This window comes from Mesorhizobium sp. M1A.F.Ca.ET.072.01.1.1 (assembly GCF_004023325.1).
Classification (GTDB): Bacteria; Pseudomonadota; Alphaproteobacteria; order Rhizobiales; family Rhizobiaceae; genus Mesorhizobium.
Window position 1 is genome coordinate 1 of sequence record NZ_RZSF01000230.1, and the last position, 11,056, is coordinate 11,056.

Consider the following 11,056-nt stretch of genomic DNA (forward strand, 5'->3'; position numbering starts at 1 on the left):
GGACTACAGCGCGCTTGTCGCCAAGATCAAGGAGTCGGGCGCCGACCTTGTCTATTACGGCGGCCAGCACACAGAGGCCGGCCTGATCGTGCGCCAGATGCACGACCAGGGCGTCAAGACGGTCCTGATGGGCGGCGACGGCATATCCAACAGCGAGTTCGGCGCCATCGGCGGCGATGGCGCGGCCGGCACGCTGATGACGTCCTTCCCCGATCCGGCGAGCTTTCCCGAAGCCAAAGACGCGGTCGCCGACCTGAAGGCGAAGAACGTGCCCACTGAAGCCGTCACGCTCTATGCCTATGCCGCCACCCAGATCCTCGCCGAGGCGATCGCCAAGGCCAAGGTCGACGACCCGAAGGCGGCGTCCGACTATCTCCATTCGGGAGCGGCCATCCCGACCGTGCTTGGCACCATCTCAGGGGATATCAAGCAGCCGGGCTTCGTCGTATTTGAGTGGCGGAAGGTCGACGGCAAGCTCGTTCCGGTGGCCCTCAAATAGACTTGAGGTCCTGGAGGCGAGCGCAGGCGGTCGCCGTTCTTTCGCTCGAAGCATTGCCGCGCCGTCATGGCAGGCGGCGCGGCATTGGGAAAGCTGCAGATGGCCGTCAATCCGCCGCGACCGCGCATGCCGCCGCCTCGAAGGCCCTGAGGGCGTTGAGCGGCGGCACGCCATGAAAGCTTTGCCAAGGCGGCGGACGAACTCGGCGTGACCCCCGCCGCCGTCTCGCATCAGGTGAAGGCGCTGGAGGCTTGGCTAGGCTCTCCGCTTTTCGTGCGTCACGCGCAAGGCCTGCATCTCACCGATGCTGGGCGTTCGGCGCTACCCTCGTTTTCCACCGCTTTCGACGCCTTGGGGCTCGCCGTTCAGGAATTGCGTATCTCGGCGCCCCGGCCGCAGGTCAGCGTCGCGGCATTGCCTTCGATCGCGCAGCTCTGGCTGGCGCCGCGGCTGCCGGCCCTACGCGCGGCGCATCCGGCGCTGCGCCCCTCCATCCATGCGCTGGAAGAGCCGCCGGACTTCCGGCGCGAGCCTTTCGACCTCGCTATTTTCCTCACCAGATCGGGCGCCGGCCGATCCTTCAAGCTCTGCGACGACGTCATCTTTCCTGTCTGCGCGCCGGCGCTGGCCAGACAATTGAAGACGCCGGCCGAACTTTCCTCGCAGTTGCTGCTCTGGGACACCACCTGGACGGAGGATTGGAGTCTTTGGTTCGAAGTCGCCGGCGTGAAAGGCCCGTCGATCGAAACAGGTTCCGAATTCTCGCTCTACAGCATGGCTGTGCAGGCCGCCGTCGACGGTGCCGGCGTTTTGATGGGCCATGAGGCGCTGGTGTCGCGCGCTCTTGCCGCCGGCTCGCTGGTGGCGCCGTTTCCCGAATTGCGCGTGCCGACCGGCCGCGCTCTCTCGATTCTCGCACCGGACCGTCCGCCCGCGCCCGCCGCCACCATGATCGACTGGCTGCTGGCAGAGAAGGGGGCAGCGCGCGGCTGAGGCTGCCGGAATTGCCCGTCGCGGTCCACGGGGTCAGGACGCCAGGCGAGGTCTACGCCGCTGCCATCCGCGCCCGCACCAGCGTCGCGGCGGCGTGGCCGGCGGCCGTGATGTAGTCGGGATTGTGGTGGATCAGCATGCTGGAAAAGGCGCCGTCCATCAGAAGCACGATCTCGCGCGCCAGCATCTTCGGCTCGCGCACGCCATGGCTAGAAAGCTCGCCCGCCAGCCATTTCTCGAAATTGCTCTTATGGCGCGAGCCCGCCTTCACCGCCGGATGGCCGGGCATCGCGGCGAGTTCGGCGGCCGTGCGCAGGAAGCCGCAGCCCTTCCATTTGACGTGCCGCGCCACGCGCGCCAGATGGGTGAAGATCGCCGCGACCTTCTTGTCCGCGCCGCCTTGCGCCGCCTCGAACCAGCCGGCCATCTGCTTGAGGTTCGGCTGGTCGCGGCTGTCGAGATAGGCCGTGATCAGCTCGTCCTTGCTCTTGAAGTGGTAGTAGAGCGTGCGCTTGGTCAGCCCCGCCTTTTCCGCCACGGCATCGACGCTGACGCGGCCGATGCCTTCGGCATAGAAGAGTTTTGCCGCCGCATCGACGAGGCGTTTCCTGGTTGGATTGGGCTTCTCGGTCATCCGTCAAGTATACCGACTAGTGAATATACAAACAAGCCGGAAGCTGATCCCTTGCAGCCGTTCCATAGAGCAATTCCAGGAAACTGCGCAGCGCCTTCCGTTCGGAATTGCGGAGAAAACGAACGGCTAAGGAGAACACTATGACCGAGCCCGTGCTTTGCGACATCCGCGACCGCGTCGCGGTGCTGACGCTCAACCGCCCCGAAAAGCTCAATGCCCTGAATTACGGCCTTATCGACCGCCTGCTGGCGATCCTCGACAGGATAGAGACCGACGATGCCGTGCGTGCCGTGATCCTCACCGGGGCAGGGGAGCGCGCCTTCTCGGCCGGCGGCGACATCCACGAATTCGCGTTGAGCGTGGCCGAAGGCACGGATGTCGCGCTGCGCGATTTCGTCATGCGCGGCCAGCGGCTGACGGCGCGGCTGGAAGCGTTCCGCAAGCCGGTCATCGCCGCCGTCAACGGCCTTGCCTTCGGCGGTGGCTGCGAGATCACCGAGGCGGTGCCGCTGGCGGTCGCCAGCGACCGCGCCCTGTTCGCCAAGCCGGAAATAAAACTCGCCATGCCGCCGACCTTCGGCGGCACGCAGCGCCTGCCGAGGCTTGCCGGGCGCAAACGCGCGCTCGAACTGCTGCTTACCGGCGAGCCTTTCTCGCCCGCGCGGGCGCTGGAACTCGGGCTGGTCAACAAAGTCGTGCCGCATGAGGAGCTGATGCCGGCCGCGCTCGATCTTGCGAACCGCATCATCCGCCATTCGCAGGCGGCGGTGGCTGGCATTCTCACCGCGGTGGCGCGCGGCATCAACCTTAGCATCGCCGAGGGCCTGCTGGTCGAGGCCGAGCAGTTCGCCCGCATGGCCCCGACCGCCGACCTCGGCGAAGGGCTCAGCGCCTGGATCGAGCGGCGCCAGCCCATCTATGACGGCTCATGGACGCACGTCACCCAGCTGAGCGAGGCACGGCGCGCCTCGCTTCGGCTCGACCCCGCGGCGGATTAGGGCGCCGCGTTGAGGCGACCCTTCATGTTGGGGTGGAAGCGGCAGAAATAGTCGACCGCTCCCGCTTGCTTGAGGGTGATCCTGCCTTTCGATTTCGGCGGGATCATCACCTCCCAGCCGCCCTTCACTGTCGCGGTGTGGGCGATGACGTCCTTGTTCACCCACTCGATCGTGTCGCCGACCTTGGCCTCGACGCTCGCCGGCGAGTAGACCAGCCTGTCGATCGTCACCTCGATGGTGGCGGCGAGCGCCGGCGAAGCGACAAGCGCCAGCGCCAGCGAGCCGAGCAGCGATAATGCGCCCGCCCTCATTTGAGCGTGCCGGCGACATGCTCGGCATGCTGCTCATGTCCCTGGAAGATTTTCAGCCCGGTCTCGAGCAGGCTCTTCAGCTCGGCATTGCTGGCCGAAGGAATGAGCAGGGTTTCGAGCGCGCCGTTGACCTGCTTGTGATAGGCGACCTCGTTCTCGATATAGGCCTTGTCGAAGGCAGTGCCCTCGAGCTTTGCCAGCTTGGCGCGCTCTTCCTTCGCCGCCTTGGTCAGCGCCTGGCTGGTGGCGTTGTCTTCCGGCTTCACCTTCAGCTTCTTCACCAGGTCGAGAGCCTGCTTGTTCACCGCCTCGTGGTCGCGCTCCATATCCTTGGCAAAATCGACGACCTCCTTGGTTTTCGACTTCTGGATCGCCAGCTTCGCCGCCTCGATGTCGAGCACGCCGGCCGTATAGGCGATATGGGCGATCTGCGGGTCGGTCGGCTTCTCGGCGGCCTCAGCCAGCGGCGCTGCGCTGACGAGGAGGAAGGCTGCGAGGGCTGCGGTCGGTCGGATAAACATGGCATCTCCTTCGCCCGGCACAGAGGCACCGGGCTCCATTCTGGGTTGACTGCCATTGGATGCGAGAGAGGGCGAAACGTTCCCGGGAAAAGTCGCGGGACACATACTCATCACTTCGTCATCTTAGGGTCTGCGCGCGTCGCTTTGCTCCTGCTACGCCCAGGATGACGAGGCGATGGCGGCGATGCCTATCCTCAACGCGGGCTTCGCGAAATCTGAACGCGCCTCAGCCCTCGAAGCCGAGCCTCTTCATCACCGCCCGCGTCAGCCGTTCGCAGCGCCGGCCGGCGAAAGGAAAAGCGTCGAGCAGCACCGGGCCGATCTCGTCGTCCAGCGCCTTGCGCACCAAGGCACGCGCCCGGTGCAGCCTTGTCTTCACCGTTTCCGGCCTGATGCCGAGCAGGTCGGCGGTTTCCTCGATGCTCAATCCCTCGATGACGCGGGCGACGAAGACCGTGCGATAGACATCGGGAAGGCTGTCGGTCGCCCGCTCGACAAGCCCGAGGATCTGCCGCTGCGCCATTGTCCGCTCCGGATCGTCGCCAGGGTTCAAGTCATTTGAATTCAACGGAAACCGGATGATCTGCGCGTCAGGGTTTTCAGGCATTGCCACGATGCGTTTTCTCTTGCGCAGCCGGCCGAGCGCCTCGTTGATGACGATGCGCGACAGCCAGGTCGAGAGCGAGGCATCGCCGCGGAAGCTGTCGAGGCTGGCGAAGGCGCGCATATAGGCTTCCTGCACGATGTCCTCGGCCTCGGCGTCGTTGCGCACCACGCCGCGCGCGATGCGGTAGAGCCGCTGGTTGTGCGTCTTGATGATGAAGCGGAAGGCGCCGGGGTCCCGTGCCAGGGCCCGGCGCACCAACGCCATCTCGCCGGCCTCCGCCGCCGAAACCGCGGCGGCCTGACTTGCTGACTTCATCATCGCGCCCCGATCTCCCAACAGGCATTACATCCGGGCAATTGGACGCGCCTGCCGGCAAAAGGTTCCCGGATTTTCCCGATCCAGTCGCGCGCTATGCTACAGCTTTCAGCGCCGGCCTGTCTGCAGCCTGCGCGCGGGCGGCGGCGGCAAGCAGATCGGTCTGGGTGATGAGTCCGAGAATATGCCGTCCGGCGTCGACGATCACCACCGCATGGCTGCGCCCGTCGGTCAGCAGCGGCAGCAGGCTCATCGCCGGCGTCTCGGGCGAGGCCGTGCCGGCCTTCGACATCACGCCCTTCACGGTGTCGGTCGCTTGCGTCAGTTCGCGCAGGCCGACGGCGCCGACCAGCCTCGCCTCGGCGTCGACCACCGGCAGGGTGCGGATATTGTGGTCGAGAAGCTGCTTGCGCGCCTCGTCGGCGGTGGCGTTCTCCGACATCGAGATCACGTCGCGGGACATGATGTCCCGGCAGAGCAGCGTCCGATGCGCGCGCACCATCGCCTGCAGCTCGACCTGGCGCAGCAGCCTTTCGATGTCGTCACGGTCGATGTCGAAGGTCTCGTCGAGTGCCGCCAGGGCGGCATCGACATCCTCGGGCCGGAAGCCGACGCGCTCCGCCGGGGGCCGGTCGGCTGTGCCGTGGCTGTTGGCGGCAGGCTGAGGCACATGCGGATAGTTGCGCCGCGACAGCTTGTGGAACAGGAAACCGAGCGTCACCAATATGATCGAGTTCAGCGCTACCGGCACGAAGGGAAACAGGAAGCCGGCGCTGATCACGGCCGGCCCGCCAAGCACGCCGGTGAGGGCTGCTGCACCGCCCGGCGGATGCAGCGAGCGCGTGAAAGACATGGCTGCGATCGCCAGCGCCACCGCCAGCCCGGAGGCGATCACCGGGTTGTGCACGAAATGCGCCACCGTCACGCCGACCAGCGCGGAGATCGTGTTGCCGCCGATGATCGACCAGGGCTGCGCCAGCGGGCTCGACGGCACGGCAAAGAGCAGCACGGCGGACGCGCCCATCGGCGCCACCACCATCGCCACATGCGGTCCGTTGCCCATGGCGAGCCCGCTGATCACGCCGGTCAGCGCGATGCCGATGGTCGCGCCGATGCAGGCAAGCAGCCGCTCGCGCAGCGTCGCGCCGGCAAGGATCGGAACGAAGAGGCGGAACGCCATGGCAGCCCCAGGTCGAATGGCTTGAACTGTCGAATGGTGGAATTTGCGCTGCCCGCAATGCCGCCGAAGCCACGGATTTGGAAGCCAAACCAATCCGTATATTCGCGGCTGGAGAGAATATTATTGCAGCGCGGATCGCCTGCGACATGCTGCCAGCGGCCTCGGCTTTCTCAATCGCGCCAAGGTCTTACGGCCGTCCGCGGATTCAGTTTGGCAACGGCACTAGCCCGTCGCTCAGGCCTCGGCCGCGGCGGCGAGGCCGCGCCGAAGGTCGGCCTTGAGGTCCTCGACGTCTTCCAGTCCGATCTGCAGGCGGATCAGCGGCCCGGCATAGGAGCCCTTGGCGATGGTGCGGTCCCCCAGAAAGACCGGCACGGCAAGGCTCTCATAGCCGCCCCAGGAGTAGCCGAGGCCGAAGATGGTCAGCGCGTCGAGGAAGGCGTGCTGCGCCTTCTGTCCGCCGCCATTCAGAACGATCGAAAAGACGCCGCTCGAGCCGCAGAAATCGCGCTTCCAGAGCGCATGGTCGGGATGGCTCGGCAGCGCCGGATGCAGCACCTGCGCCACGCCCGGTTGCTCCTCCAGCCAGCGCGCGATTTCGAGCGCGCTCTTCTGGTGCTGCTCCAGCCTCACCCCCATGGTGCGCAGGCCGCGCAGCGTCTGATAGATGTCGTCCGGGCCCGAACAGCAGCCCAGCGTGCAGAACCCTTCATAGAGCTGCTTCCAGCAAGCCTCATTGGCCGAGACCAGGCCGAGCAGGACGTCCGAATGGCCGGCCGGGTATTTGGTCGCCGCATGGATCGAGATGTCGACGCCGTGGTCGAGCGGCTTGAAGTAGAGCGGCGTCGCCCAGGTGTTGTCCATCATGACGATGGCGTTTGCTGCATGCGCCGCCTTGGCGATCGCCGGAATGTCCTGCACCTCATAGGTGTTCGATCCCGGCGACTCGGTGAACACCACCTTGGTGTTGGGCTTGATCAGCGATGCAATTCCGGCGCCGATGCGCGGATCGTAATATTCGACTTCGATGCCGAGTCGCTTCAGCATGGTATCGGCGAAATTCCGCGTCGGGTGATAGACCGAATCGACGATCAAAACATGGTCGCCGGCCGAGACGAAGGTGAGCAGGGGAATCGTCACCGCGGCCAGTCCCGACGGCACGGCGATCGTGCCGGCCGAGCCTTCCAGCGCATCGACGGCGAGCGTGAGCGCATCCATCGTCGGTGTGCCGCGCGTGCCGTAGGTGTATTTCTGGCTTCGCGAGGCCATCGAGGCGGCGTCGGGGTAAAGCACCGTCGAGGCATGCACGACCGGCGGATTGACGAAGCCGAAATAGTCGCGCGGGTTATTGCCGGAATGGGCAAGCCGCGTGTTGATGCCGATGTTGCTGCCGTCTGTCGCCATAGTTCGTCGCTCGTCGCCCATAGTTCGTCGCTCGTCGCAGTGTGTCAGGGGCTCAGCCATAGAGCGGTGGAACTGGTCGCGCAACCGCTGCGAACCCGCCAAGCGATGGTGTTTGGCTGGGCCAAATGAGAGGTCGCCGGCTCACCTTTCGTGCCCCTTGCAGGCCTCCGGCGACGATGCGCCGGAGGCAGCCCGGCGCGCCTTTCTTCGCTACGAATCACGCCAGTCCTTCCATTGGCGCGAACAAGTAGTAAGAGGCGGGAGTTCAGGTAATGGCCAAAATTTCGATGGCGCCGGACTTGCCGGTCCCGGCTGCAGCTCTTGACCAATTTGCGAGCGCTTTTGGCTGCAATTCGGTGATTTGCAGCAATCGGTTTTCAAACGTGTCGCAATTCGGTCATTTCCCTTGACCTCACAGGAATAATCGCCTTCGATGCGTTTCGTGAATGGGAGGCAGTGCATCGGCGAAACGATGCGGGTCCGGGAGCGGGCCTACGTGGGAGCTGCATTCGCAAACGAAAAAAGATCAAGCGTCGCCTGCAATTAGGGGCGCCTGTAACAGAAAAGGGTCTGTGGGTCATGAAACACATTGCATTGGGCATGCTTGGCGCCGCCGCGCTCGGGCTCATGGCGTCCGCCGCTTCGGCCGGCACGCTCGACACCGTCAAGCAGAAGGGCTTCATCCAGTGCGGCGTCTCGACCGGCCTCGCCGGCTTCTCGGCGCCGGACGACAAGGGCGACTGGAAGGGCATCGATGCGGATTTCTGCCGCGCTGTCGCGGCCGCCGTCTTCGGTGACGGCTCCAAGGTCAAGTTCACGCCGCTCAGCGCCAAGGAGCGTTTCACCGCCCTGCAGTCTGGCGAGATTGATATCCTCTCGCGCAACACCACCTGGACGAGCAACCGCGACAGCGCGCTCGGCCTCGATTTTGTCGGCGTCACCTATTATGACGGCCAGGGCTTCATGATCAACGCCAAGAAGCTGCCGGGCGTGAACTCCGCGCTGCAGCTTTCGGGCGCCGCGGTCTGCGTGCAGAGCGGCACCACCACGGAGCTCAACCTCGCCGACTACTTCAAGAAGAACAAGATGGAGTACAACCCCGTCGTGTTCGAGAAGCTGGAAGAGGTCAACGCCGCCTATGATTCCGGTCGCTGCGACGCCTACACCACCGACCAGTCCGGCCTCTACGGCATCCGCCTGACGCTCTCCTCGCCCGCCGACCACGTCGTGCTGCCCGAGATCATCTCCAAGGAACCGCTCGGCCCGGCTGTGCGCCAGGGCGACGATCAATGGGCCCATATCGCGCGGTGGACGTATTTCGCGCTGCTCAATGCCGAGGAAGCCGGCATCACGCAGGCCAATGTCGAGGAGATGAAGTCGTCGACCGATCCGAACATCCAGCGCCTCCTTGGCACTGAGCCCGATGGCAAATACGGCGCCGATCTCGGCCTCTCCAACGACTGGGTTGTCAACATCATCAAGGCGGTCGGCAACTACGGTGAAATGTTTGAGCGCAATGTCGGCTCGGGTAGCCCGCTCAAGATCGCGCGCGGCATCAACGCTCTGTGGACGAAGGGCGGCCTGCAATATGGTCCGCCGGTTCGCTGATTGAAATGTGATCCGGGAGGCAGGTCGTCTGCCTCCCGGTTTCTCTTTTCAGGGGATCGTCTATGGCTTCGCAGGAAATCCTTCGGCAGGAGCCGGGTCGCGGCTCCTTCATCAATGACCCGAAAATACGCGCCCTGTTCTTTCAGACGCTGGTCGTAATTCTTCTGTTCGTTTCGATCTGGTGGATCGTCAACAACGTCATCGAGAACCTCCAGCGCCTTCATATCGCTTCAGGCTTCCAGTTCCTCAGGAACAGGGCCGGTTTCGATATCTCCGACACGCCGATTGCCTATACGTCGGACGCAACCTATGGCCGTGCGCTCATCGTCGGCTTGCTCAACACAATCATCGTTGCCGCCGCCGGCATTGTCCTGGCCACCATAGTCGGCTTCATCATTGGCATCGGCCGGCTATCGCAAAATTGGCTGATCCGTAAGATCTGCACGGTCTATGTCGAGATCTTCCGCAATATCCCGCCGCTGCTGGTCATCTTCTTCTGGTATTCGGGCGTGCTCGCGGTGCTGCCGCCGCCGCGCGAGAGCTATCACCTGCCGTTCGGCTCCTTCCTCAACCAGCGCGGCTTCTATTTTCCGCGCGGTGTCTGGGGCGACGGCTCCTGGCTGGTTCTGGTCGCTTTCGTCGTGGCGCTCGCCATGGCGTGGTTTGTCGCGCACCGGGCGCGCCAGCGGCAGATGGCCACCGGCCAGCAATTTCCGGTGTTCTGGACCTCGGTCGCCCTGATCGTCGGCCTGCCCGTGCTCGCCTTCCTGCTCGCCGGCATGCCGCTTACCTTCGACTTCCCGAAGCAGTCGACCTTCAATCTGACAGGCGGATTTCAGATCAAGCCTGAGTTCCTGTCGCTCCTGCTGGCGCTTTCCTTCTACACGGCCGCCTTCATCGCCGAGATCGTGCGCGCCGGCATCAAGGGCGTGAGCAAAGGCCAGAGCGAAGCGGCGGCTGCACTCGGCCTGCGTTCCGGCCCGATCCTGCGCCTGGTGGTGATCCCGCAGGCGATGCGCATCGTCATCCCGCCGCTCACCAGCCAGTATCTGAACCTGACCAAGAACTCGTCGCTGGCGATCGCCATCGGCTACCCCGATCTCACCGCCACCGCCGGCACGGTGCTCAACCAGACCGGCCAGGCGGTCGAGGGCGTGTTTCTCATGATGATCGCCTATCTGGTGCTGAGCCTCGTCACCTCTGCAGTGATGAACGTGGTCAACGCCAGGATGGCGCTGGTGGAGAGGTAGAGCCATGCAGGAACACGACATGTCCTGGGTGCGCACCGAGATGACGCTGGCGCAGCCGGCGCCTCCTGGCGAGCGCGGCGCCTATGCCTGGGTGCGCAAGAACCTGACCGCCTCGGTTGGCGACACTATCCTGACCATCCTCGGCATCGCCATAGTCGCCTGGATCCTGCCGCAGGTCATCAACTGGGCCTTCATAAACGCAGTGTGGACCGGGCCGGACCGCACGGTCTGCGTCACCGTCTCGCAAGGCGGTATCCAGCCCGACGGCTGGACCGGCGCCTGCTGGGCTTTCGTCAACGCCAAGTTCGGCCAGTTCATGTTCGGCACCTATCACATCGAAGAACGCTGGCGGCCTATCCTGGTCGCCATCCTGTTCGTGGTGTTGCTGGTGCCTATGCTGATCCCGCGCGTGCCGCGCAAGGGGCTGAACGCCATCCTGCTCTTCCTCGTGCTGCCGGTCGTCGCCCACTTCCTTTTGGTCGGCGGCGTGTTCGGCCTGCCGCATGTCGAGACCTCGCGCTGGGGTGGGCTGCTGGTGACGCTCAGCCTCTCCTTCGTTGGTATGGCCGTGTCGCTGCCCCTGGGCATCGCTCTGGCGCTCGGCCGTCGCTCCCAGATGCCGATCGTCAAATGGCTTTGCGTCGTCTTCATCGAGACGGTGCGCGGCATTCCGCTGATCACCGTGCTGTTCTTCGCGAGCGTCATGCTGCCGCTTTTCCTTCCCGAGGGCGTTACC

At 64.7% G+C, this 11,056-nt stretch carries 12 protein-coding genes and 1 pseudogene; 7 read left to right on the forward strand and 6 right to left on the reverse strand.

All coding sequences use genetic code 11. From position 1 onward, the window contains the following. The 3 genes and pseudogenes from EOA32_RS25745 to EOA32_RS25750 form a co-directional block, all read left to right on the forward strand. Positions 1 to 499: ABC transporter substrate-binding protein (locus tag EOA32_RS25745; RefSeq protein ID WP_145971350.1), on the forward strand; the 499-nt coding region annotated here is incomplete at its 5' end. Between the two features lie 171 nt (positions 500 to 670). Continuing rightward, positions 671 to 802, forward strand: a pseudogene (locus tag EOA32_RS40640) (LysR family transcriptional regulator); the annotation flags it as partial. Between the two features lie 69 nt (positions 803 to 871). Beyond that, positions 872 to 1,492: a LysR substrate-binding domain-containing protein gene (locus EOA32_RS25750; RefSeq protein WP_281015288.1), complete on the forward strand. Its 621-nt coding sequence runs from the start codon at positions 872 to 874 to the stop codon at positions 1,490 to 1,492. Between the two features lie 52 nt (positions 1,493 to 1,544). On the opposite strand, the gene EOA32_RS25755 is transcribed toward EOA32_RS25750, so the two are convergent. After that, positions 1,545 to 2,126 (reverse strand): TetR/AcrR family transcriptional regulator, encoded by a 582-nt coding sequence (locus EOA32_RS25755; protein ID WP_066997130.1) that lies wholly within the window; start codon positions 2,124 to 2,126, stop codon positions 1,545 to 1,547. Between the two features lie 140 nt (positions 2,127 to 2,266). On the opposite strand from EOA32_RS25755, the gene EOA32_RS25760 reads away from it, so the two are divergent. Next, positions 2,267 to 3,124, forward strand: a complete 858-nt coding sequence (locus EOA32_RS25760; protein WP_128373215.1) for a crotonase/enoyl-CoA hydratase family protein — start codon at positions 2,267 to 2,269, stop codon at positions 3,122 to 3,124. Here the strand turns inward: EOA32_RS25760 and EOA32_RS25765 are convergent. The 5 genes from EOA32_RS25765 to EOA32_RS25785 form a co-directional block, all read right to left on the reverse strand. After that, on the reverse strand, positions 3,121 to 3,435 hold the full coding sequence (locus tag EOA32_RS25765) for a cupredoxin family copper-binding protein (protein WP_095778329.1): 315 nt from the start codon (positions 3,433 to 3,435) through the stop codon (positions 3,121 to 3,123). The genes EOA32_RS25760 and EOA32_RS25765 overlap by 4 nt on opposite strands. Continuing rightward, positions 3,432 to 3,956 (reverse strand): DUF4142 domain-containing protein, encoded by a 525-nt coding sequence (locus tag EOA32_RS25770; RefSeq protein ID WP_095832553.1) that lies wholly within the window; start codon positions 3,954 to 3,956, stop codon positions 3,432 to 3,434. Before EOA32_RS25770 ends, EOA32_RS25765 begins: the two co-directional genes overlap by 4 nt. 226 nt (positions 3,957 to 4,182) lie before the next feature. Beyond that, entirely contained in the window at positions 4,183 to 4,878 is a 696-nt protein-coding gene (locus tag EOA32_RS25775; protein WP_128373218.1) for an RNA polymerase sigma factor, read from the reverse strand. Positions 4,879 to 4,972: 94 nt separating this feature from the next. Beyond that, positions 4,973 to 6,058: an HPP family protein gene (locus tag EOA32_RS25780; protein WP_128373216.1), complete on the reverse strand. Its 1,086-nt coding sequence runs from the start codon at positions 6,056 to 6,058 to the stop codon at positions 4,973 to 4,975. 234 nt (positions 6,059 to 6,292) lie between these two features. Beyond that, the gene (locus EOA32_RS25785) at positions 6,293 to 7,462 is read right to left on the reverse strand and encodes a cystathionine beta-lyase (protein WP_128373217.1); all 1,170 of its coding nucleotides are present in this window, start codon (positions 7,460 to 7,462) and stop codon (positions 6,293 to 6,295) included. A gap of 579 nt (positions 7,463 to 8,041) precedes the next feature. Between EOA32_RS25785 and EOA32_RS25790 the strand changes: the two genes are divergently transcribed. The 3 genes from EOA32_RS25790 to EOA32_RS25800 all read left to right on the forward strand — a co-directional run. Continuing rightward, the gene (locus tag EOA32_RS25790) at positions 8,042 to 9,070 is read left to right on the forward strand and encodes an amino acid ABC transporter substrate-binding protein (RefSeq protein ID WP_066997146.1); all 1,029 of its coding nucleotides are present in this window, start codon (positions 8,042 to 8,044) and stop codon (positions 9,068 to 9,070) included. Between the two features lie 62 nt (positions 9,071 to 9,132). After that, positions 9,133 to 10,320 (forward strand): amino acid ABC transporter permease, encoded by a 1,188-nt coding sequence (locus EOA32_RS25795; protein WP_095778333.1) that lies wholly within the window; start codon positions 9,133 to 9,135, stop codon positions 10,318 to 10,320. A 4-nt stretch (positions 10,321 to 10,324) separates the two neighbouring features. After that, positions 10,325 to 11,056: ABC transporter permease subunit (locus EOA32_RS25800; RefSeq protein ID WP_145971351.1), on the forward strand; the 732-nt coding region annotated here is incomplete at its 3' end.

Coding starts and splice junctions, on each gene's coding strand:
- EOA32_RS25775 (WP_128373218.1), bottom strand. CDS start 4,878: ATGAAGTCAGCAAGTCAGGCCGCCGCGGTTTCGGCGGCGGAGGCCGGC.
- EOA32_RS25765 (WP_095778329.1), bottom strand. CDS start 3,435: ATGAGGGCGGGCGCATTATCGCTGCTCGGCTCGCTGGCGCTGGCGCTT.
- EOA32_RS25755 (WP_066997130.1), bottom strand. CDS start 2,126: ATGACCGAGAAGCCCAATCCAACCAGGAAACGCCTCGTCGATGCGGCG.
- EOA32_RS25760 (WP_128373215.1), top strand. CDS start 2,267: ATGACCGAGCCCGTGCTTTGCGACATCCGCGACCGCGTCGCGGTGCTG.
- EOA32_RS25780 (WP_128373216.1), bottom strand. CDS start 6,058: ATGGCGTTCCGCCTCTTCGTTCCGATCCTTGCCGGCGCGACGCTGCGC.
- EOA32_RS25790 (WP_066997146.1), top strand. CDS start 8,042: ATGAAACACATTGCATTGGGCATGCTTGGCGCCGCCGCGCTCGGGCTC.
- EOA32_RS25785 (WP_128373217.1), bottom strand. CDS start 7,462: ATGGCGACAGACGGCAGCAACATCGGCATCAACACGCGGCTTGCCCAT.
- EOA32_RS25795 (WP_095778333.1), top strand. CDS start 9,133: ATGGCTTCGCAGGAAATCCTTCGGCAGGAGCCGGGTCGCGGCTCCTTC.
- EOA32_RS25770 (WP_095832553.1), bottom strand. CDS start 3,956: ATGTTTATCCGACCGACCGCAGCCCTCGCAGCCTTCCTCCTCGTCAGC.